Annotated in this window: 20 protein-coding genes; 16 read left to right on the top strand and 4 right to left on the bottom strand. The window is 43.1% G+C overall.

The genetic code is table 11. The features are described from left to right. Positions 1-24: 24 nt before the first annotated feature. Positions 25-672: a fructose-6-phosphate aldolase gene (gene fsa, locus NST45_RS14675; RefSeq protein WP_036686257.1), complete on the bottom strand. Its 648-nt coding sequence runs from the start codon at positions 670-672 to the stop codon at positions 25-27. A 231-nt stretch (positions 673-903) separates the two neighbouring features. On the opposite strand from fsa, the gene NST45_RS14670 reads away from it, so the two are divergent. Continuing rightward, entirely contained in the window at positions 904-1,359 is a 456-nt protein-coding gene (locus NST45_RS14670; RefSeq protein WP_076101672.1) for a hypothetical protein, read from the top strand. 154 nt (positions 1,360-1,513) lie between these two features. Here NST45_RS14670 and NST45_RS14665 read toward each other — a convergent pair whose 3' ends face one another. Further along, the gene (locus tag NST45_RS14665) at positions 1,514-1,711 is read right to left on the bottom strand and encodes a hypothetical protein (protein ID WP_036686261.1); all 198 of its coding nucleotides are present in this window, start codon (positions 1,709-1,711) and stop codon (positions 1,514-1,516) included. 81 nt (positions 1,712-1,792) lie between these two features. Here NST45_RS14665 and rpiA point away from each other — a divergent pair, with 81 nt between their 5' ends. The 5 genes from rpiA to NST45_RS14640 all read left to right on the top strand — a co-directional run bounded on the left by rpiA (position 1,793) and on the right by NST45_RS14640 (position 7,176). Further along, positions 1,793-2,473, top strand: coding sequence for a ribose-5-phosphate isomerase RpiA (rpiA, locus tag NST45_RS14660; protein ID WP_143760539.1), 681 nt, complete (start codon positions 1,793-1,795; stop codon positions 2,471-2,473). A 47-nt stretch (positions 2,474-2,520) separates the two neighbouring features. After that, positions 2,521-2,946 (top strand): VanZ family protein, encoded by a 426-nt coding sequence (locus NST45_RS14655; RefSeq protein ID WP_051491448.1) that lies wholly within the window; start codon positions 2,521-2,523, stop codon positions 2,944-2,946. Positions 2,947-2,949: 3 nt separating this feature from the next. Further along, entirely contained in the window at positions 2,950-3,390 is a 441-nt protein-coding gene (locus NST45_RS14650; protein WP_038570379.1) for a GNAT family N-acetyltransferase, read from the top strand. 172 nt (positions 3,391-3,562) lie between these two features. After that, positions 3,563-4,018, top strand: coding sequence for a MarR family transcriptional regulator (locus tag NST45_RS14645; RefSeq protein WP_036686266.1), 456 nt, complete (start codon positions 3,563-3,565; stop codon positions 4,016-4,018). Continuing rightward, positions 4,015-7,176 carry an MMPL family transporter gene (locus tag NST45_RS14640; protein WP_339826029.1) on the top strand — a complete coding sequence of 1,054 codons (3,162 nt, stop codon included), beginning with the start codon at positions 4,015-4,017 and terminating at the stop codon, positions 7,174-7,176. The genes NST45_RS14645 and NST45_RS14640 overlap by 4 nt, the downstream gene beginning before the upstream one ends. An 85-nt stretch (positions 7,177-7,261) precedes the next feature. Here NST45_RS14640 and NST45_RS14635 read toward each other — a convergent pair whose 3' ends face one another. Further along, positions 7,262-7,933, bottom strand: coding sequence for a tetratricopeptide repeat protein (locus NST45_RS14635; RefSeq protein WP_076213030.1), 672 nt, complete (start codon positions 7,931-7,933; stop codon positions 7,262-7,264). A gap of 194 nt (positions 7,934-8,127) precedes the next feature. Here NST45_RS14635 and NST45_RS14630 point away from each other — a divergent pair, with 194 nt between their 5' ends. From NST45_RS14630 to NST45_RS14615, 4 genes are all read left to right on the top strand, one after another. After that, positions 8,128-9,687, top strand: coding sequence for a hypothetical protein (locus NST45_RS14630; RefSeq protein WP_076144050.1), 1,560 nt, complete (start codon positions 8,128-8,130; stop codon positions 9,685-9,687). An 89-nt stretch (positions 9,688-9,776) separates the two neighbouring features. After that, positions 9,777-10,370 carry a TIGR00730 family Rossman fold protein gene (locus NST45_RS14625; protein ID WP_036686273.1) on the top strand — a complete coding sequence of 198 codons (594 nt, stop codon included), beginning with the start codon at positions 9,777-9,779 and terminating at the stop codon, positions 10,368-10,370. 141 nt (positions 10,371-10,511) lie between these two features. Beyond that, positions 10,512-11,405: a polysaccharide deacetylase family protein gene (locus NST45_RS14620; protein ID WP_076179015.1), complete on the top strand. Its 894-nt coding sequence runs from the start codon at positions 10,512-10,514 to the stop codon at positions 11,403-11,405. A 144-nt stretch (positions 11,406-11,549) separates the two neighbouring features. After that, positions 11,550-11,711, top strand: coding sequence for a hypothetical protein (locus NST45_RS14615; RefSeq protein WP_169744764.1), 162 nt, complete (start codon positions 11,550-11,552; stop codon positions 11,709-11,711). Positions 11,712-11,789: 78 nt separating this feature from the next. Here the strand turns inward: NST45_RS14615 and NST45_RS14610 are convergent, their stop codons facing one another. Beyond that, complete coding sequence (locus tag NST45_RS14610; RefSeq protein WP_036686275.1) at positions 11,790-12,002, bottom strand: hypothetical protein; 213 nt, start codon at positions 12,000-12,002, stop codon at positions 11,790-11,792. A gap of 292 nt (positions 12,003-12,294) precedes the next feature. Here NST45_RS14610 and NST45_RS14605 point away from each other — a divergent pair, with 292 nt between their 5' ends. The 6 genes from NST45_RS14605 to NST45_RS14580 all read left to right on the top strand — a co-directional run bounded on the left by NST45_RS14605 (position 12,295) and on the right by NST45_RS14580 (position 20,375). After that, positions 12,295-13,653 (top strand): extracellular solute-binding protein, encoded by a 1,359-nt coding sequence (locus NST45_RS14605; RefSeq protein WP_036686277.1) that lies wholly within the window; start codon positions 12,295-12,297, stop codon positions 13,651-13,653. A 103-nt stretch (positions 13,654-13,756) separates the two neighbouring features. Continuing rightward, entirely contained in the window at positions 13,757-14,710 is a 954-nt protein-coding gene (locus tag NST45_RS14600; RefSeq protein WP_036686279.1) for a sugar ABC transporter permease, read from the top strand. After that, positions 14,707-15,570 carry a carbohydrate ABC transporter permease gene (locus tag NST45_RS14595; protein ID WP_038570403.1) on the top strand — a complete coding sequence of 288 codons (864 nt, stop codon included), beginning with the start codon at positions 14,707-14,709 and terminating at the stop codon, positions 15,568-15,570. The genes NST45_RS14600 and NST45_RS14595 overlap by 4 nt, the downstream gene beginning before the upstream one ends. Before the next feature lie 83 nt (positions 15,571-15,653). Beyond that, a complete protein-coding gene (locus NST45_RS14590) occupies positions 15,654-17,378 on the top strand; it encodes a sensor histidine kinase (protein ID WP_036686283.1) in 1,725 nt (574 codons plus the stop codon). Between the two features lie 61 nt (positions 17,379-17,439). After that, positions 17,440-18,759 (top strand): extracellular solute-binding protein, encoded by a 1,320-nt coding sequence (locus NST45_RS14585; protein WP_076144067.1) that lies wholly within the window; start codon positions 17,440-17,442, stop codon positions 18,757-18,759. Between the two features lie 17 nt (positions 18,760-18,776). Then, positions 18,777-20,375 carry a response regulator gene (locus NST45_RS14580; RefSeq protein ID WP_036686284.1) on the top strand — a complete coding sequence of 533 codons (1,599 nt, stop codon included), beginning with the start codon at positions 18,777-18,779 and terminating at the stop codon, positions 20,373-20,375. Positions 20,376-20,377: the final 2 nt, after the last annotated feature.

Raw genomic sequence — 20,377 nt, 5'->3', positions numbered from 1 at the left:
TTGATAAAAGAATAAAAGATATTCTTAGGCTTGTGGAACGGATTCCCAATCCTTCAAGAAACGTTCAATACCGTTATCTGTCAGCGGGTGCTTCCAGAGGGTTGGCAGAAGTGAGCCTGGGATTGTAGCGATGTGAGCACCAGCAATAGCTGCTTGCTCAACATGTGCAATGTTGCGGATACTTGCTGCAATGATCTCGGATTTCAAGTTGTAGTTAGTCAGGATAGTCTTCAGATCCTTGATCAGCTTCATTCCATCAACACCGATATCATCCAGACGACCTACGAAAGGAGAGATATAAGTTGCGCCTGCTTTAGCAGCCATCAAACCTTGAGCCGCGGAGAATACTAGTGTAACGTTAGTTTTGATGCCTTTTTTAGTAAGCTCATAACAAGCTTCCAAGCCATCTTCAGTCATAGGGAGTTTAATTACAACGTTTGGAGCCCATTCAGCAATTTCGTATGCTTCTTTGAGCATTTCTTCTGCTGTAAGTCCGATTACTTCTGCGCTTACAGGTCCTGGAACGATTGCAACGATTTCTTTGATAACATCCTTGAACAATCTTCCTTCTTTAGCGATCAGCGAAGGGTTAGTCGTTACGCCATCCACTAGTCCCAGGCGAGTAATACGTTTGATTTCTTCAATGTTTCCGGTATCCAAGAAAAACTTCATTTTAAATTTCCTCCCTTGATTTCCATATGGATTGACAAGCAACATTCATATTTACATTATGAGACATGCAAATCAAAGTTTCAACTGTTATTTTGAATATTTCAAAATAACTTTATAGAACCAGTATTACCTGTATGCGCTGAATTTCAGATAATATAAGATTGGCTTAGGCCTCCCTCCATGATAATATATAACCGGAATTGTTATTTTGGAGTGGGGGGTGGGGATGGGATGATGTATGCGATATTGCTTATTTTACTTGTGCTTGTGCTGGCAGCAGCGGGATTCCTTGCCTACCAGAACAGCAAGTTGGTGTCTAATCAGAAGAAACTCGGTACTGCATCAAGTGATCCTTCCCTTATGTATTCTATCTTTGACCAATCTAGTGCAGCTGGTGTTGAAGAACCTGAGGCCATTCCGTTATTTCAATACACTGTATTTGCGCGGTCGAATGGAGCGGTTGTTGTGAACAAGCCTGTAGCTATGATTATTCTGTGCAGAGTTGCTGCGGGTAAAGGTGATTACTTACTGGCCGATGTCGAGCGTAATATGCTTGACAAGATTAGTAGGCCAATGCCTTTGAATGCGTATTCTGAGCATAAAGCCTACTTACACAGGACGGCTAATCACACAGAAAAAGAGATGGTTCTCAATCTAGAGGATGCAGTGAATTTACAATATACATAGAGTAGGGTGAAAGATATTGATTTTTTGCTCTGCGCAAAGCATAATACAAATTTGGATATAAAAAAGAATCAAACAGCCGGAAGCAATCGCGTTTTATGTTAAACACAGCTACCGCGGCACATTGATTGGTAAAATAATGGATGCCAGTCAGCACTTAGGCATGATATCTCCCTACGGGTGCATTAAGCACCCATTCCAGCATCATGATCATATCTTCTACTCTAGTGAGCTGAGTTTGTAGGTTATCTTGCTGTGGACTGTCTTCTGTTAATGAAGCTAATCTTGATTCCAGAGATCTGCGCTGCAGTGTCAATTCGTTGATTTTAGATTGAATTTGGTTTTCGGTTCTCATCCGGAATCCTCCTGAACAATAGGTGATTTCAACATCATCATAGATCATTATAACGGATAACATGGGGGTAATAAAATGAGTATCAATGTTAAACAATTAGCCGCGGAAAAAGCAGTGGAATTTGTAAAAGATGGCATGAAGATCGGCCTTGGCACTGGATCTACTGCCTATTGGGCGATCAACAAGCTTGGTGAGCGCGTCAGTGAAGGTCTAAAGATTACCGCTGTAGCAACCTCCCGTGCTTCCGAAGAACAGGCGCGTGAACTTGGGATTCCAATCGTAGCTTTTGGAGATATTGATAGTCTGGACCTGACCATTGACGGAGCGGACGAGCTGGATAGTAGTCTACAGCTTATTAAAGGCGGCGGCGGCGCGCTGCTTCGGGAGAAGATTGTTGCGAGTAACAGTACTCGTATGATCGTTATCGCCGATGAGAGTAAAGTGGTAAATACACTCGGCAAATTCCCGCTGCCTGTAGAAATTGTTCCTTTTGCATGGGAATGGACTGTGGCTGAACTTGCCAAGCTGGGTTGCAATCCTGAATTGCGTCGTAGTGGAGAAGAGCTGTACAAGACAGATAACGGCAATTACATCGCAGACTGCCGGTTCGAAGCGATTGAGTCCGCACCGAAGCTGGCACTGGCCATCCAAAGTATTCCGGGAGTTGTAGAACACGGCCTATTTATCGAAATTGCAGCTATGGCTATTGTGGGTAAAAAAGATGGAAGCATTGAAATTATAGAAGTTAAACCGGGCAATTGATCGTTCGTAGATCTAGAGAATCTAGCAGTTTACGGAAGCTGAGAGCATTGACACGGATAGGGCTGACTCTGTATAGTGCTACTGTTATCTATTGGATGTTCATCGGTTTTGGGCGTGAGATTCATACAGGTGGCCCGCTTCAGTACAATTTGATCCCATTACGTACGGTGTCACTTTATTTCGACATGAATAACGGGTTATCGCTGATCAGCCGGTTTGTGAATCTGCTTGGAAATGTTGTTGTGTTTATTCCATTTGGTATACTAATTCCACTTGCAAAGACACGGCCAATTTCTTGGATAAGAATCTCTTTATATGCTGTTCCTTGCATCCTGCTTTTGGAGTCTCTGCAAATGCTGCTGCATGTGGGAAGCTTTGATATTGATGATTTATTGTTAAACATGTTAGGGATATGGACAGGTTACGGTATGTTTCGAATCGGGTACAGAAGCAACAGAGAAGGAGGAATGTGAACAATGTTGGTAGATCTTAAATCCCTTATTGGTTCGCCTGAGGTGAACGAGCTGTTGACGTATGCGGTCATTGATGACCCCAACGCTTTGGAGCAGACTTCGTCTGAGTACAACGAACAAGCCGGGCTGAAGTTATATGGCTGGGAAGAAGAAGAACTCCTGCTTGGTCTTGTAGGCTTCGAAGAAACCGAAGACGGTTCTTTGGACATTCGGCATATTGCCGTCTTGCCAGAGAATAGAGGGAAAGGTTATGCACGGGGGATGATTCTGGAGCTGCTCGCTACTCGTCAGCCGCGTTATCTGGTAGCTGAGACTGAGGATGAAATCGCCGCAGATTTTTATCGCAGTCTAGGGTTCATGGTGTACAGCTTAGGAGAGAATGAAGCCGGAATTGAAATGTTAAGATGTGTATACGAAGTTGAAGAGACCGAGGATGAGGACTAAAAAGTCTTTGGAGGTCATAAAATGGCAGGTCGAGAGAAATCTCGGCCTGTTTTTTTGTGCATTTCGCCTTTAAATGCCCGAAAAAAAGCCAATTGACTTTTATAAAGGCAGGCATTATAGTTTGACAATGAAACTGTTCGACAGTTGAACTATATTTTGGAGGTAGGAAGCTTTGGATAACGAAGTGCAACATTGGATCAATCGCTACATGGATGCTTATTTGATTGTGACCAGACAAGTAGCAGCAAGAATTAAAGATAGTATTGCTGCGGAGACAACGAATGATCAGTATCAAATTCTTCGGTTGATTAATGCTCAGGAACAATGTACGTCTACATATCTTGCTGAATCTTTTTGCGTGGGTAAAAGCTCCATTACAGCAATCATCAACAGATTGGTGCATGCGGGTATTATCGAGCGAACTCGTGACGAGAATGATCGCCGCCAGGTGTATTTATCGATGTCTGAGCACGGGAAAAGAGTTTTTGAAGCAGCGGAGACGCAGGTACATGAAGTGATTTCCCCGTATTTGTTTCATTTTGAAGAGAAGGATATTGAAATGTTCGTCATGATGTTCGAGAAGCTGGCGAATTTAATTCAGAATGATGATGGAGGGAAGAATCCATGAAGACGATTCTAAAAGCAAGATGGGCGGTTATCGCAATCTGGCTCGCTGTGGCCGTAGTTTTGGTCATGACGGCCCCTTCGTTCTCTGATCTTGTACGTGAGAAGGGGCAGGTTACTGTACCTGATGGCTATTCCTCTTCTAGAGCGGCAGAGATCTTAAAGGAAGCGGCGAATGACAAGGGCGGAGAGACACTGCATCAGGTAGCTCTTGTATTCAATAATCCTGAGGGAATCGGAGCCGATGAAACAGCCAGTATCCAGCAGGGTGTTGAGAAGTTGGCTGCGAATAAGGAGACGCTGCAGATTGGTTCCATCACCGATCCTTTTTCACAAAGTGAACTTAAGGATACGTTGATTGCCAAGGATGGCAAGACGATAATGGTGGCGTTGTCTATAAAGGGCGGAGGAGAGTCTGTCACCGCACTTCCTGATAAAGTGGATGAATTACTCTCAGATGTTAAGGCGGATCATTATTTAACCAGTGAGGGTTTGATTACTGAGGATATGATTGCTAGCTCGGAAGCCGGGCTTAAGAAATCGGAATATATTACGGTAGTATTTATTTTACTTATCCTGTTCGTGGTGTTCCGTTCGTTCGTGGCACCGTTTGTTCCGCTACTGACCGTAGGACTCAGCTATATTGTTTCTCAGTCTGTTGTGGCTTTTTTGGTAGACCGTTATGATTTTCCATTATCTACGTTTACTCAAATCTTTATGGTTGCGGTCATGTTCGGGATTGGTACGGATTATTGTATCCTATTGATCAGTCGTTTTAAAGAAGAAATGATGACAGCAGAAGATACCAAAAGTGCTATTATTGCAACCTATCGTAAGGCTGGTGGGACGGTGTTCTATTCCGGACTTGCGGTATTCGTAGGTTTTGTAGCGATTGGATTATCCAAATTCATTCTGTATCGCTCGGCGGTAGCCGTTGCCGTGGGGATTGCGGTTATGCTGCTGGCGCTTGTAACCATTGTTCCATTCTTTATGGCGGTACTTGGCAAAAAGCTCTTCTGGCCTTCACGCGGCAAGCTGGAGCACAGTGAGAGCCGTATTTGGGGAGCAGCAGGTTCTTTTTCCTTAAAAAGACCATGGGCCGCGCTGCTAATTGTTGCAGTAATCGTAGCTCCGTTCCTTGTTACCTATAGCGGAAAGCTGTCCTTCAACAGCTTGGAGGAAATTGGCTCAGAATATGCCTCGGTAAAAGGATTTAACATCATTTCGGATAGTTTCGGGCCGGGTGAATCCATGCCTGGCAAGATCGTAATCAAAAATGATGACCGGATGGATACTTCAGAATATCTTGGACTTGCAGAAAAAATCAGCCGCGAGCTGGAAAAAGTGGACAGCGTAAAATCGGTGCGCAGCATGTCTCGTCCAACGGGAGAGCTGATCAGTGATTTTTTAATCCCGAATCAGGTGGGGACTTTATCTGAAGGTCTGGATCAGACCAGTGAGGGACTGACCAAGATTCAAACGGGATTGTCTGAAGCAAGTAAACAGCTGAGTGAAAATGCACCTAAGCTTACAGAGGCTGCTCAAGGCAGCGCTAAGCTGACGGAAGGCACAGCAGAGCTGAAAGATGGTATCGTCGCGTTAGGTGATGGGCTGGCACGTATTGAGAACGGAATAAAAACCGGCTCAGCAGGTGCAGGAGAGATCAAAGCAGGACTTCAACAGGCAGCTGCTAGTGCTAAGCAGCTTGCGGATGCCAATACGAAGCTGCTGGAGGGCTATAAAAAAATCGGCAGCGGTTTAACTGCGTTAGATCAAGGGCTTGGGCAGCTTCCGCAGCAGCTGCAAGGTGTGGCAGAAGCATTGAAGGGACTGGATGGTTCTTTTACGGGTCTTGAGAGCAGTTATCCGGAAATTCTGCAGGATGTTAATTACCTGACGATTAAAGGCACCGTAACGCAGAGTGGTACTGGGGCAGCGCAGCTGGCGGCGGGTCTCGGGCAGATCTCAGAGCAGCTTAAAGGAGCAGCAGCAGGCTTAAACGAGGCGAATGCTGGTTATGCCAAAGCTTCGGCAGGGCAAAGCGCACTCGCACAAGGTTTAGCTAAGCTCGTTGCGGGCATCGGTCAGCTGCAATCTGGGCTGGAGCAGGCCGCAACAGGCCAAGGACAGATCGTAGATAAAATTCCATCCATTACTAGTGGCCTAGATCAATTGCAAGGTGGACAGCAGCAGCTTGCGGATGGTTTTGGTCAATTAACAGGGCAGATAGGAGCCTTAACTACTGGATTAAGCGACAGTGCAAACGGCTTGAAACAAATTACCAGTGGGCTGGGTTCCGCACAAGATTATTTGAATCAGATTCAAGCGGCTAAGGATGATGAGCTGAGTGGATTCTTTGTACCGGCTGAGGCTCTTGAAGCTGAAGGCATAGAGCAGGTATTCGATACCTACTTGTCTGATGACCGTAAGGTGATGACGCTGGATGTGGTATTCACTGAGAATCCATATAGTTCAGAAGCTATCGACAGTGTTGATGATATTCAAGCAGCAGTAGATCGTGCAGTGAAAGGAACGAAGCTGGAAAATGCGGAGTCTGCAATCAGCGGGGTTACAAGCAGTCAGAACGATTTGCGTAATATTTCCAACGAAGACTACACACGTACAGTAATCTTAATGCTGGGTGGGATCTTCATCATCTTGGTGTTGCTGCTTCGTTCAATCGTAATGCCGATTTACCTTATTATTTCTCTTTTGATTACTTATTTTTCGGCATTGGGTGTTACAGAGGCTATATTCGTTCACCTTCTGCACTTTGAAGGGATTACCTGGACAACGCCATTCTTCAGCTTTGTTATGCTGATTGCACTTGGTGTAGATTATAGTATTTTCTTAATGGCCCGCTTTAACGAATATAAAACATGGGATGTTCGAGAAGCGATCCTGCATGCCATGCGCAATATGGGAACAGTCATTCTTTCAGCGGTAGTTATTTTGGGCGGCACCTTCGCATCGATGTATCCTTCAGGCGTATTGTCGATGATGCAGATTGCAACAGTGGTGCTCGTAGGGTTGGCCTTGTATGCGCTAATCTTCTTGCCATTTTTTGTCCCTGTTATGGTACGGATCTTCGGCCGTGGGAACTGGTGGCCATTTGCGGTCAAACAAAGTGGAGAACCCACTAAACAAGATGTAAACATGTAATCACTCTACACAGCAAAAAACCTCTAGTGTTCGCCTAAATAAATAGGCGGCTAGAGGTTTTTTGGTTGAAATATAAGTGCAAAGGTTATTTCATCTTGGCAAAAAAACTGCGTAACACCCAGCCGCGTTCTTGCCGTTTTTTATATTTGGGTAGCGAACGGTAGATGGCGGTGGATTCGTCGAAAGCACGTTTAGCATCCTCGGTTCTGCCCAGTGCTTTGTACATGGAGCCGGCTAAATAATAGGCTTCACTAGAGGAAGACTGAATCTCTTGAAATTGAGTAACGTAATGCAACGCTTTATCGTGATCTGTATGGCGAAAGGTTTCCGCTAACCGAAGATATGGCTGACCATATTGGGCCTTTCGGTTGATTTCTAGACCACGAAGCATCTGATCTTCGCCTTCTTCCAAAGCGCCCAGCTTAAGATTCACATGACCCAGCTCTACCCAATATTCGGCAGACTGTTCGTAACGGTCTTCGATCTGTAGCAGAATATCTTTGGCTTCCTTATACTTTTTACGTTCTGACAGATTCCGGGCTAAATCAAATTTAGCAGAAACATCATTTGGATTCAAAGATACCGTTGTGCGCAGCTTGGAGATTTGCCGCACTCGTTTGAAGGGCTTTGTAATACTAGGGAAGATCCCTACGTATCTCCGATCTAAGAAATACAAGATAACAAGCAGGATGAATAAAGCCAGAAAAGGGTTGCCCACTAATCTGAAAAGCATCATAATACCTATAAATTTAAGCATGATTTCCCTCCATGATCATTTGGTTCCGGTATTGCGGTTGAATAAGAGCAGATCTAAGGCAGCGTAATTATATCATAATTCAAACCAATCTGAATCCCGGGATTTAAGATAAAGTACAACTTTTGTCAGCTTTATAGCGTCTTAGTGTAATAGAAATAATAATTACAATAATATCATAAGAAGGGAAAATCAAGATGCACTTATTTGCAAGGAAGCTAAGGCTGCTTAGTTTGTTGGTTTGTTCAACTCTGGTGACTGCATTGTCTGTCCCTCAAGTTATAAGTGCAGCTCCATCACCTGCGAAGTTGAGTGGGATTAAGGAGATTGTTGCTTCGCCAGGTTTCTGGGGTGGAAGCTCCTTCGCAGTGAGAACTGATGGAACTGTTTGGTCATGGGGGAGTAATGTTTTTGGTCAATTTGCTAATGGTGCCGCCGGGCCTGAGGGTTGGACGATTACTCCCCATAAAATAGCTGGGCTTGAACATACGAAACAGCTGGCGATCGGCGAAGCGTACTATGTAGCGCTGAACGAAGACGGCACGGTTAAGGCTTGGGGAGATTATCGGGATAAGAGTGTTGCAGAAGCTGGCAATGGGGCAAGTGCTAAACAACACAAGGTTCTGCTTCCTCAAGGGATCTCTGGAATGACAGATGTGGTTAGTATAACGTCAGGATTGCATAGTGCATTAGCTTTGAGAAACGATGGAAGCCTTCTCCAGTGGAATCCTCCAGAAGCTTCAGATGTGGGCTATACAGAGCTGCCTGCTGCCACTAAGGTACAGGGTTTAAGCGAAGTGAAGTGGATCGGAAGCAGTATTTATCATGCCGCCATTCGAACTAACGGTACCCTGTGGATTTGGAGTGCTATCCCGCAAACAGAGAACACGAACGTGATGAAGAAACCGACCCCAGTTAAGGATTTATACCATGTGAAGTCTGTTTCCATGAGCGATCGCAGTATACTGGCTTTAACCGAGAGCGGGAGCGTCTGGGGAACAATTGACAGCAATAATTATAACGAAGTCACGATGAGCAAGATGCCAGGTCTTACGGATATTGTATCTGTCCAGACGAAAAACGGGTTCAACCTTGTTGCCAATAAAAAAGGAGAATACTGGGTATGGAAAGCTGGTACCTCACTACAAGGTCTGCAAAAGATTACAGCCGTAAAATCGATCTCGAAACTTACGCTGGATTTAGGCAACTTTGTAGCTGTTAAAAAAGATGGCACCGTGTGGACTTGGAGTACCCAACCTACAACCGACAACCGTTTGGTTTTTACGCAGCCTAAGTTAATAAAAGGACTAAGTGATCCTGTTTCTTTTGCCAAGGGTGAGAATAGTAAGTATGCAGTCCTGAAGGATGGTACAGCTGTGGCTTGGGGAACGAATATGTTTGGTCAACTCGGAATTAGTGCTGTTGATTCACGTCCTTTTGCTATATCTCCTATTTTAAAGCCTGTTACTGTAATTGTAGATGGTCAAAAAATTGACTCCGTACAGTCCGCTATTTTTAAGGATGGTAGTGTAAAAGTACCGATTAGGGATGTAACAGAAAGTCTGGGATATACCCTCTCTTTGGAGGGGGAACTGACGTTGACGAAAGCTGGAAAGAAAATTTCATTACCGTCAGCAGAATCCATTAAAGTAAGCTATACTTCGCTAGTTCCAGCAGCAGCTTTGGCTAAAGCTCTAGGTCTTTCTGCGGATTGGAATAGTACGCTGTACCAATTAACATTACAGACAAAAAGATGATTTTCATTTAACACTTATATTAATATTCTGAGGTACAATAAGTGAATTAATCTCAATTGCACCATAATAACCAGTCTGGAGTGATAGGAATGGCTTTTACAATATGTGTGTTTGCCGGATCGAATCCAGGTCTTAACTCTGAATATACGGAAATGGCTAGGGAATTAGGTTATCATATAGCGGCACAAGGCTGTAGGTTGGTCTATGGAGGTTCGCGGAATGGCCTTATGGGACAGGTTGCGGACGGGGTACTTGCGAATGGCGGCGAAGCTGTAGGAATTATGCCAGTGGATCTTTTTCAAGATGAAATCAGACACTCCGGATTGACGAATTTGATTGAGGTCTCCAGTATGCATGAACGTAAGGCGGTAATGAGCGGTATGGCGGATGCTTTTATTGCTTTGCCGGGAGGTCTTGGAACCTTTGATGAGCTGTTTGAAATTCTGTGCTGGATGCAGATTGGTATTCATCAGAAGCCTATAGGGCTGCTGAATGTTCGAGGTTATTTTAATCCACTGCAAGCCTTGATTTCACATAGTGTGGCTGAAGGTTTTGCACCAAAAACTGCACTCCAAATGCTGCATACGAACTCAGATCCCGAATATTTGCTTGAACTGATGCGCGGTCGGATTGATCATAGTAATGAAACGAAGGGGAAAGCAAGGTTCCCGTCTCAGCGCTAGATTCAAGGTTTCCACTGCTCTAAGGTGCGAATAATTGGTTTAACACACTATTCACAATAAGGACGCAAACACTTCACGGTGTCTACGTCCTTATTTTTTATTTTCTTTTTGTTAAATCATTCAGTAATAGGGGGAAGGTTTATGATTCGAAAATTAGGCTTTGCGGCTGACGACCGTCTGTTAATAATTAATGCCGACGATTTCGGAATAACTAAAGGAACTAATGAAGCTATTGTTAACTTATTTGAAGGAAAAGCTATAACATCTACATCTATTATGATGCCTTGCACAGAATCAAGTGACGCTATGAAGATAATTAATTGGAAAGGAATAAAGAATATTGGAATTCATCTAACGCTAACGAGCGGCGAGAAATATCCGTATCAACCAGTATTCAAAGAAAAAATCTTGAGTAGCTTAATTACTGATGAAGGGTATTTTCATCAAGATGCCACTCTTCTGGAAAGAAACGCTGCTGATGACGAGATTAGAATAGAGTTAGAATCGCAAATCCAAAGTGCAATCGTACAAGACATTGATCCAACTCATCTGGATAGTCATGGGGGGAGTATTATGGGGTTATACACTGGGCGAGATTTTTTAGAAATAATATTTGATTTGTGTGAAAAGTACCGCTTACCCTTTAATTTACCTATTAGGATATTAGAACAACCCTTTTTTAATAATGATCAGTTGAGATTGTTTCAAAAAAGAATTTTTTCAGCAAAAGAAAGGGGGATTTTCTTAATCGATGATATAATTTCTCTTCCTTACTGTTTTTACCCTGCTGCGGAATATAGCAAAATGAAAATGAGATTAACTGAATTGTTAAAGAATTTAAAACCTGGAATAACACAGTTAACTATACATCCATCTAAAATAACAGATCAATTAATAGCAATGACGAAATGTTATACAGAAAGAGAATTGGAATATCGTCTTCTAAATGATATTGAAATTAAGCAATTGATTATCAATGAGGAGATTAAACTTATTTCGTGGAAAGACATACGTGATTTACAAAGATGTATTTAGCATATTGTAAAGAGTGCACTTTTTCATTTTTTAATATGAATCTGATAAAACTGTTTAAATTTTGGCGAAGCTGGGTAAATAAGCCGTAAGTAATTAAGCAGAAATGCAAAATTCAGGAACATCACGGAAGGAGGTTGAAATCCAATGAATGTGATCGTACATAATCTTATGGCTTACAATCATCAGTTTTTTAGACCTCAACCCGTGGTCAATCCCAAGCAAGGGAAAGCAGACAAGAAGAGAATGAGTTTCCAGGAAGTTCTGAATGAGAAAATGAAAGTGTACAGCACCTACAACAAAAATTAAGTATGAAAGCTATAACCTATGTTTGTTAAAGAAAGCCGGAACGCGATGATCTTAGAGATCATTGCATTCCGGCTTTCTTTAGGGTCTGACCTCAAAAAATTCGCAGCTCTTGCGAGAGTAGTAAGTCAGATCACTAACTCTAGATTGAATAACAACATCAAAATCAGTGAAGCGGACAACGGTAGCTCCTGAATTTACTAAATGATCGTCCTGAAATACACGAACAGGTAATTTGCGGTCAACGGCTTCTTGGAAATCGCTGTCGGTTAGCAGCGGGCGATTAATTGGCATGGGGAATAACTCCTTTGATCATGTAATGAAGTAAGAAATAAAAATAGTATACCTGCGGAAGCACAAGAAATCCAATTTAAGATGAAGTACATGTATCCTGTGAGGAACATAATTGGACAAAATTCTATACTCCCTCCTTAGCAGGTATAGGCCTGTACGAAATATTTGTTTGAGCTTTTCTGCGTTTCGTAATTATTTCCACCATAAATCGGAAGTTTACCTCCTCAAAAAAAGAATTTAAACCCTGTACACTAATTCTTGTAAGAGAAACCTTTGAAAGGGGTACAGGGGAATGAATAAAGTAAAACACTTGGCGCTATCGTTAGTCGCTATCATGCTCGTAGGTTCACTGGCAGCATGCGGAGGCAACAACGCCGAGAACAACAACACATCGAACAAAAATACAGGTAACAACGCAGCAAGCACTAGTGAACCCACTAAAGATGAGGGAACAGAACCGGCTGAGAAAATCGAACTTTCTTTCTGGACGCTGGGCAACGTGAACTACGAGGATTTAGCGAAGGAGTACACTAAGGAACATCCAAACATTACGATCAAAGTGCAAAATACCGGTGACCAAACCGCTCACCATAATAATTTGACCACTGCTTTGTCGGCCGGATCGGGTGCACCTGATATTTTCCAACTTGAAATCGGTTTCATGGAACGTTTCATCAACGCTCAGGACAAGTTCTATAACCTGAATGATCTGGGTGCCAAAGATATTCAAGCCAACTATCTGGATTGGAAATGGAAACAAGCATCTTCCGTAGATGGCAGCTTCCAGCTGGGTCTTCCAACAGATATCGGCCCAACGGTCGTATATTACCGCACAGATTTGGCTGAAGAGGCTGGACTGCCAAGTGATTCCGAAGGATTCGGCGCTGCTATTGATACTTGGGATAAGTTCGCAGCTGTTGCCAAAGCTTTCAAAGAAAAAACAGGCAAACCATTTGTAGACCTTACGGATCTTACCTTTAATGCTTTGCGTGACCAATCTGCTGATGAAATCTATTTCAGCAAAGCTGATGGCAGCTTTATTGGAGATACCAATCCGCAAGTCAAAAAAGCTTATGATTTCACGGTTAAAGGTATTCAAGAAGGCTGGATCAGCAATGTTATGCTCTGGTCTCCTGAATGGGGTCAAGGTATGAACGACGGTTCATTTGCAGTAGTTATGGGACCAGCTTGGATGGCAGGAAATGTTAAGAGTAATGCTCCAGACTCCTCTGGGAAATGGAAAATTGCTCAGCTCCCTGAAGGTGCTGGTAACTGGGGTGGCTCGTTCCTGACGCTGCCAAAAGAAGGCAAACACTCGAAAGAAGCTTATGACTTTATCGCATGGATGGATAACAAGGAAAACCAACTGGAATCGTTCAAAACTAAAGGACTTATGCCTTCCATTCCTGCACTGTATGAAGATCCTGCATTCGTAGATTTCAAAGATGATTTCTTCGGTGGACAACAAACCGCTGTAGAATTCGGTAAAGCAGCAAACCGGGTAAAACCTGTATACTACGGTCCGCTTCATGACCAAACCGATACTTTCTTCAAAAACGCCTTGAAAAATGTGTTGGAGAAAAAAGCAGATCCGACCAAAGAATGGAACGAAGCAGTAAAACAAGCGAAAACATTGGCTGAACGCAGCTAAGATTTCAAGCTTATGAAATTTAATTTCTAGAAGGTCCGGATTCATAGAGTGAAACATTCTCTGTGAATTCGGATTTACACGTTAGATTACCTGGAGGTGTGACATGGCACAACCTGTTATTTCAAGTCCGCATGCCGAGAGCAAGCGCCGCTTTTTAACTGAACAAAGAAGGAGCCGCATCACTGCGTACACATTTATTTCGCCCTTTTTTATTCTGTTCTCGATATTTGGACTATATCCGATCTTTTTCACGATCTATCTCTCGTTCTTTAAATGGGATGCCCTGAATCCTATGAAATTTGTAGGGTGGAAAAACTATGATCTGGTCACAAGTGATCCGACTTTCTGGATTTCTTTTAGCAACACTTTAATTATGGGCCTTATGGGTACTGTTCCACAGATATTACTAGCTCTATTGATTGCTGTTTTGCTGAATTCAGCGATGACTCGCTTTAAGAAGACTTTCCGGGTTTTATTTTTTATGCCTAATATTACGTCTATCGTTGCGGTTACGCTCGTGTTCAGTACACTGTTTGGCAACAACGGAATGATCAACTGGATTCTAAACGGCTTGGGATTAGATAGTATGGCCTTCAACTCTGGTTGGTGGGGCGTTAAAATCGCGATTTCTACGATGGTAATGTGGCGCTGGACGGGGTATAATGCCATTATTTTTCTATCAGGATTGCAAAGCATCCCTACGGATCTATATGAAGCGGCTCGTATTGATGGTGCGAACAGAAGACAACAGCTAACCTTTATAACGTTACCGCTATTGAAGCCATTCATTGTATTTGTTACCTTGCTTTCTACTATAGGTGCCTTGCAGCTGTTCACTGAGCCTTATGTATTTTTGGGCCAAGCGGGAACTGGATCTACACGTCAGGAAGGAATCACTATGGTTACTTATTTGTATAGCGAAGCATTCCGTAACGGATTTTTTGGTACGGCAGCAGCTACGGCAGTCTTGCTGTTCCTGGTCACGATTATTTTCTCTGTCCTCAATATGCTGGTCTCAAATCGCATGGGTGGAGATACGGGAGGGGGTAAAGCGTGAGTACGCTGCGTGTATTTAAAAAAGATCCGGATGATCTAGGGATCATCGGCAAGTTAGGATTTTATCTATTGCTGATTGTTGGTGCGCTCGTGTCCATCTTTCCTTTTTACTGGATGTTTGTAGTTGGCACTAATGACAGAGGCGCAGTATTCCATGTGCCACCTTTACTTACGGTTGGAGACCAATTTTTTGAGAATTTCCAGCGGGTACTGGACAAAACAGACTTCTTTCAAGCCTTGGGCAACTCTTTATTTGTCTCATCTATGGTTACAATATCAGTCGTGTTTTTCTGTACACTGGCAGGTTATGCCTTTGCCAAATATGAATTTCCGTTTAAAAATTTTCTGTTCTACTTTGTAATTGCTACATTATTTGTGCCTCAGCAGCTTGGTGTATTACCTACTTACGTAATTATGGCCAAGCTCCACTGGATTGACTCTTTCAAGGCACTTATTGTCCCAGCGATGGTTAATGCCTTCGGGATCTTCTGGATGCGGCAGTATATCACTACTGCTGTACATACGGAATTGATTGAAGCAGGTCGGATCGATGGCGGCGGACATTTCCGGATCTTCTGGAACATCGCTATCCCGGTCATTACTCCAGCTATGGCTACACTAGGTATACTGAATTTTATGACCGTTTGGAATGACTTCTTCTGGCCTTTAGTGGTACTGAAGAATCAAGAGCATTTCACAATTCAAATTGCGCTCCAGCAGCTGTTCTCCAATCGCGATGGTCTAGACTACGGAATGATCATGTCAGCAACATTTACGGCAACCTTGCCACTGCTGATTGTATTCCTGTTATTTAGCCGCTGGGTGATTGCTGGACTTACTTCTGGAGCTATTAAGAGCTGATCTTACTTTTTGATCTTTACAGGGAATAGGCGGTTTTGTGAAGAATACTAGAGGACAGAGACAGCAGGGGGAAGGGGAATATCATGAAACTCCGCCGTAAAATCTTGTTCGCTATTATTCTTCTCGTCTTTATTCCGGTTATTCTGATGGGGATCGTCACTTACGTTAATTTTTCTAATGCAATGGAGAAAAAATCAAGCAACTTCTACTGGATTTCACTGCTTGAAACGGATCGAAAGCTTAAATTCGCGCTTAGTGAAATCACCTCGATCACGAATTCAAAAATTACGCAGCCGGTTGTTCAGCAATCACTGAAGCAGAAGAACTTTGTAATCACTTATGATCGAAAGCAGGAGCTTAGCAGTTATCTTATTGATCATCCGATGATTACTTCATTTAGTTTTTATAGTAAAGATCGTTTAATTTATCAATACAATGCATCGATGTCCTTTGAGGACTTGAAGAGACAAAGCTGGTTTGACGCGATGGAGGGCGCCGAAGGGCGGCCCGTGTGGTCAGGACCGGGAGAAAATGGCTCGGAGATCTCCGGCAATCCGGTACTTGTACAAGCAAGAGTAATCAAAGATTCATATTCTCTCGAAGATATCGGATATCTGGTTGTTAATGTAAAACCTGATTTATTGGATCAGATTTTCTGGGAAGCAGCAACCCTCAAGAAGGGAGATATTTTGCTGGTCAACAAGCTAGGAAATATTGTTTTTAATAAATCCGGTGAACATATTGGACAACGCACAGATTTCCCCTTTTTACAAAATGATTATGCTAAAGAACATGACTATTACATCGACAACTATCAGGGGGAAAAATCACTTATAACCTTCCTACCTTCTCATAATGCAGCCTGGTATTTAGTAGCCATTACACCTATGAATCTAATCTCGTCAGAATCTGTATCCATCCGAAATATTGCGATTATTTTAAGTACTGTTTCGCTGTTGTCCGCCATTTTGTTCGACCGCTATTTCGTACGGAGGCTCGTTCATAGTATTAATAGTGCGGTTAACGGGATGAAGCGGGTGAAGCAGGGGATATTTACGCCGATCACTACACCCTATCGTGCTGATGATGAAAGTGATTTGCTGATTGATGGCTTTAATCGGATGAGCACGCAGATCAATGAGCTGCTTGTGCAGGTGGAGACTGAGCAGGGACGTAAGAAGGAAGCAGAAATGCAAGCGCTAATGGCGCAGATTAACCCTCATTTTATTTATAATTCACTTGAATCGATTAATTCGATGGCAGTGCTGCAAGGCAATAAAGATATTAGCAAAATGGTCATCTCACTCGGCAAGCTGCTGCGAATCAGCATCAGTCAGAATCAGGAGCTGATTCCGCTGCATATGGAGTTCGAGCATGTCCGTCATTATTTGGATATCCAGAAGTTTCGTTTCGAAGATAAATTCTCGTATATCATAGATCTTTCGGATGGTCTTAAGACGTTCATGACACAAAAGCTGATCGTTCAGCCGATTGTAGAGAATGCGCTGTATCATGCGATTGAGCAGATGGAGGACCCAGGGATCATTGAGATTACGGCCTATGAAATGGGCACGGATATGATCATTATCGTAAAAGATAACGGCCCCGGCTTTGACCTTGCCAAGATGATGAGTCTTTGGGATAACGAGGGAAGTGCTCAGAAGAAATACAGTGATAGCGGCGTGGGGCTTAAAAATGTGCATGAACGCTTGAATATTCGATTCGGCAGTCCATACGGCATACTAGTGTGTTCTTCCCCCGGCTTTGGTTCAACCATCCGAATCCGAATACCAAAAATACTGCCGTAATCGACCGTGCGGAAAGAAGGGGGAGATTGTTATCAAAAAATGGTTATTGAAATGGGGCTGGATGTGGTTATATCTAGTGCTGATTTCGGGTGCTGTTTTATTTATAACTTTAGGAAAGCAAGAACCCATTGAAGATGATTCACCAGAAAAAATCACATTAACTTTCCGTCATTTCTGGATTAAAGAGCATGATCGGCCACTGTTGACTATTTATGAAGATATCGTGGACAAATATCAATCAGAACATCCAAATGTGAAAGTTAACTTTGAAGGTTTAGATCAGACGTTGCACCGTGATCAAAAGCTGAAGAACGAGATGGTTACTGGCACCCCGCCAGATATGTTTGTTTTGTTCGGTGGAGCGGAAATTGAGCCATATGTGCGCTCTAAGCGCCTGATTGATCTGACTGATTTCGTCAGGGAGAATGCGCTGACCAATCAATTCAAGGATCTGGATCTCTGGACCTTTGACAACCATATTTATGGCTTGCCTATTGAAGGGAATGCTGAACCCTTATATTTTAATAAAACCATATTCGAAAAGCTGGGTTTGAAGCCGCCAGAAACGCTGCAAGAGCTTGATGCAGCCATACTAAAGCTGAAGTCGGCTGGGTATATTCCATTTGCACTTGGCAACGAGGATCGTTGGCCCGCAGGGATTTTTGCACATTATTTAATGGATCGTTATGCCGGCGCCGACTTGATCGAGAAGCTAATTACTGGTGAAGATCAAGCCAGCTTTCAGAATGAGGCCTATTTAAAGGCTTTTCAGCACTTGGAGCAATGGATTAAAGAAGGTGCCTTCAGCACGAAATCGAATGTGTTATCCACAGAAAATGCGGTGGGACTATTTACGAGCGGCAAGGCTGCGATGTATCTAAACGGAAACTGGGATATCAATTTATTTGCCGGCGCAGCTGCTCCTACGGATTTTCAAAATGAAGTAGGTGTTATTCCTTTTCCCACATTGAAGAAGGGGGAACAACCTTCGATAGCCGGCGGTTATACATTTGGCATCGGCCTTTCCTCCGAACTAAGCGGAGCGAAGCGGGAGGCTGCGCTCGATCTCATGAAAGCTTTTTACACCCAGGAGGTTCAGACACGGATTGTATATGAAGGGTTGAGAATTCCGTCCATGCGCATCGCCTTTGATCCTGAGAAGACAGGACCCGTATTCGCGCAAGTCATGAATATGATGGAAGTTAACCGCAAGAGCTTTGTCCCTTATGATAATGTATTGTCACCAGAAGTGAAAAAAACGTTCCTGAGTGTTATAGAACAGATGATTAATGGAGAAATGTCTGCTGAGCAAGCGTTAAAGCAAGTGCAGGCATCCTCCATTCAATATTGGAATTTGATCCAAAGCTCAAGTGTACAATGATCCTGGAGGTGCAGGGAATGGATGAGTTACAAGAGAAATATAAAGTAATAATCGTGGATGATGAGCCGATTATTCTTCGTAGCTTAAAAGCAGCCATTCCATGGAATGATCTTCAGATGGAGATTGTGGGAGAGGCACGAAATGGAGAATTAGCTCTTCGCTTAATAGAAGACACTTCACCACATATCGTGATTAGTGATATTCGCATGCCCGTAATTGACGGGATTACGTTGATGAAGGAAGTATTGTCTAAAAATCCGAAGCTGGTGTTTATTTTTATAAGCGGGTACGGAGAGTTCGAATATGCAAGAGAAGCATTACGTCAAGGCGCTTTTGATTATTTATTGAAGCCGATCGATCATGATGAACTGGTTGAAATGTTAAACCGCGCGAGAACCAAGCTGGATGAACAGAAGCAAAATGATCAGCTGATTCATTCTGTGCAGATGCTGTCACTGCTTGCACGTGAACGTCTGTTTGCAGAAATCACTTTGGGAAATGCAAGGCCGCTTGAGCATCTGAAATGGCTGGAGAACAGTGAACTGGAGAGCGGATATTTCATGGCTGTTGTCCAGTTAGATGATTACTCCACACTGAGCAATCAATGGAGTGTAGAAGAAAAACGGCTATGGCTGTTTGCAATCCGCAATATTGTGGAAGAATGGTCACTGGAACATGGAGTGCTGACGGTTTTCCCGTTTCATAATGGAGAGTGGATACTACTGTTCCCTGGATCTTTAAGCGCCAGCAGGAGAGAACTTGGTGAACATTTGATAGCGGGGATCAAGAGATACTCCAAGCAGTCTTGTTCCGTAGGCATCAGCCGCACCACACAAGGCATTGATCAATTAAGTACGGTTTACCCTCTGGCTGCGAAGGCCTTATATCAACGGTTCTATTCGGGTCTTGCCGGGGTCTTTATTGATGAAGAGATATCGTTCCCTAGCAGTAAAGAGGTGAAATACCCAAAAGAGCTGGAAACCGCGTTGATTGAAAGTATACGTACCTTAAATAGAGACCGGATGTGGTCTTTATTTGATGAGCTTGCTTTATTTATTGAGTCACAAGCTGTTCCTAAGGATATGGCTGAACGTCTTCTTGTTGAAATGATCGTTGTGTTGTACAGAAATTATGAGTATTTGAATATAAATTCAGATTGGTCTTTACATGGATTGCTTAGCAAGATGCACAATCTTGGCACTTTAAATGAAGTGATCTCTGCTCTGAAAGAAGAATTTGGTGTGCGATTGGAGCAAGGGAACAAGCCTGTGAATCGCGAGGATACGCGTAGCGCCATCGAGAAAGCGAAACGTTATATTGAGAGTAATTACCATAAAGATTTGAGTATTGAGGAAGTAGCGGAGCTGGCTGATCTCAGTATCAGTCATTTCTGTACTTTATATAAACAAATAACGGGCTATACCTTTTTGGAGTATGTTACACACTGCCGGATGGAGAGGGCGAAGTATATTTTGCAGAGCAGCAACGTAAAAGTGTATCAGATAGCTCCTCTCGTCGGTTATCAGGACCCGCGTTATTTTACACAGGTTTTTAAAAAGGCTAGTGGTCAAACGCCAACAGAATACCGAGAAGAGCATACTAAGCAGATCCATTAACA

It is taken from the genome of Paenibacillus sp. FSL R7-0163 (assembly GCF_037969975.1).
Taxonomy (GTDB): Bacteria; Bacillota; Bacilli; order Paenibacillales; family Paenibacillaceae; genus Paenibacillus_AQ; species Paenibacillus_AQ odorifer.
Note: the sequence above shows the minus strand (reverse complement) of the source record. Positions and strands in the feature narration are given on the sequence as shown.

Bases quoted from the DNA above. Each gene is read 5' to 3' on its own strand.
- fsa (WP_036686257.1), bottom strand. From the start codon at position 672: ATGAAGTTTTTCTTGGATACCGGAAACATTGAAGAAATCAAACGTATT.
- NST45_RS14610 (WP_036686275.1), bottom strand. From the start codon at position 12,002: ATGCCAATTAATCGCCCGCTGCTAACCGACAGCGATTTCCAAGAAGCC.
- NST45_RS14585 (WP_076144067.1), top strand. From the start codon at position 17,440: ATGTGGTTATATCTAGTGCTGATTTCGGGTGCTGTTTTATTTATAACT.
- NST45_RS14630 (WP_076144050.1), top strand. From the start codon at position 8,128: ATGCACTTATTTGCAAGGAAGCTAAGGCTGCTTAGTTTGTTGGTTTGT.
- NST45_RS14635 (WP_076213030.1), bottom strand. From the start codon at position 7,933: ATGCTTAAATTTATAGGTATTATGATGCTTTTCAGATTAGTGGGCAAC.
- NST45_RS14620 (WP_076179015.1), top strand. From the start codon at position 10,512: ATGATTCGAAAATTAGGCTTTGCGGCTGACGACCGTCTGTTAATAATT.
- NST45_RS14670 (WP_076101672.1), top strand. From the start codon at position 904: ATGATGTATGCGATATTGCTTATTTTACTTGTGCTTGTGCTGGCAGCA.
- NST45_RS14625 (WP_036686273.1), top strand. From the start codon at position 9,777: ATGGCTTTTACAATATGTGTGTTTGCCGGATCGAATCCAGGTCTTAAC.
- NST45_RS14605 (WP_036686277.1), top strand. From the start codon at position 12,295: ATGAATAAAGTAAAACACTTGGCGCTATCGTTAGTCGCTATCATGCTC.
- NST45_RS14580 (WP_036686284.1), top strand. From the start codon at position 18,777: ATGGATGAGTTACAAGAGAAATATAAAGTAATAATCGTGGATGATGAG.
- NST45_RS14590 (WP_036686283.1), top strand. From the start codon at position 15,654: ATGAAACTCCGCCGTAAAATCTTGTTCGCTATTATTCTTCTCGTCTTT.
- NST45_RS14640 (WP_339826029.1), top strand. From the start codon at position 4,015: ATGAAGACGATTCTAAAAGCAAGATGGGCGGTTATCGCAATCTGGCTC.
- NST45_RS14600 (WP_036686279.1), top strand. From the start codon at position 13,757: ATGGCACAACCTGTTATTTCAAGTCCGCATGCCGAGAGCAAGCGCCGC.
- NST45_RS14665 (WP_036686261.1), bottom strand. From the start codon at position 1,711: ATGAGAACCGAAAACCAAATTCAATCTAAAATCAACGAATTGACACTG.
- NST45_RS14615 (WP_169744764.1), top strand. From the start codon at position 11,550: ATGAATGTGATCGTACATAATCTTATGGCTTACAATCATCAGTTTTTT.
- NST45_RS14650 (WP_038570379.1), top strand. From the start codon at position 2,950: ATGTTGGTAGATCTTAAATCCCTTATTGGTTCGCCTGAGGTGAACGAG.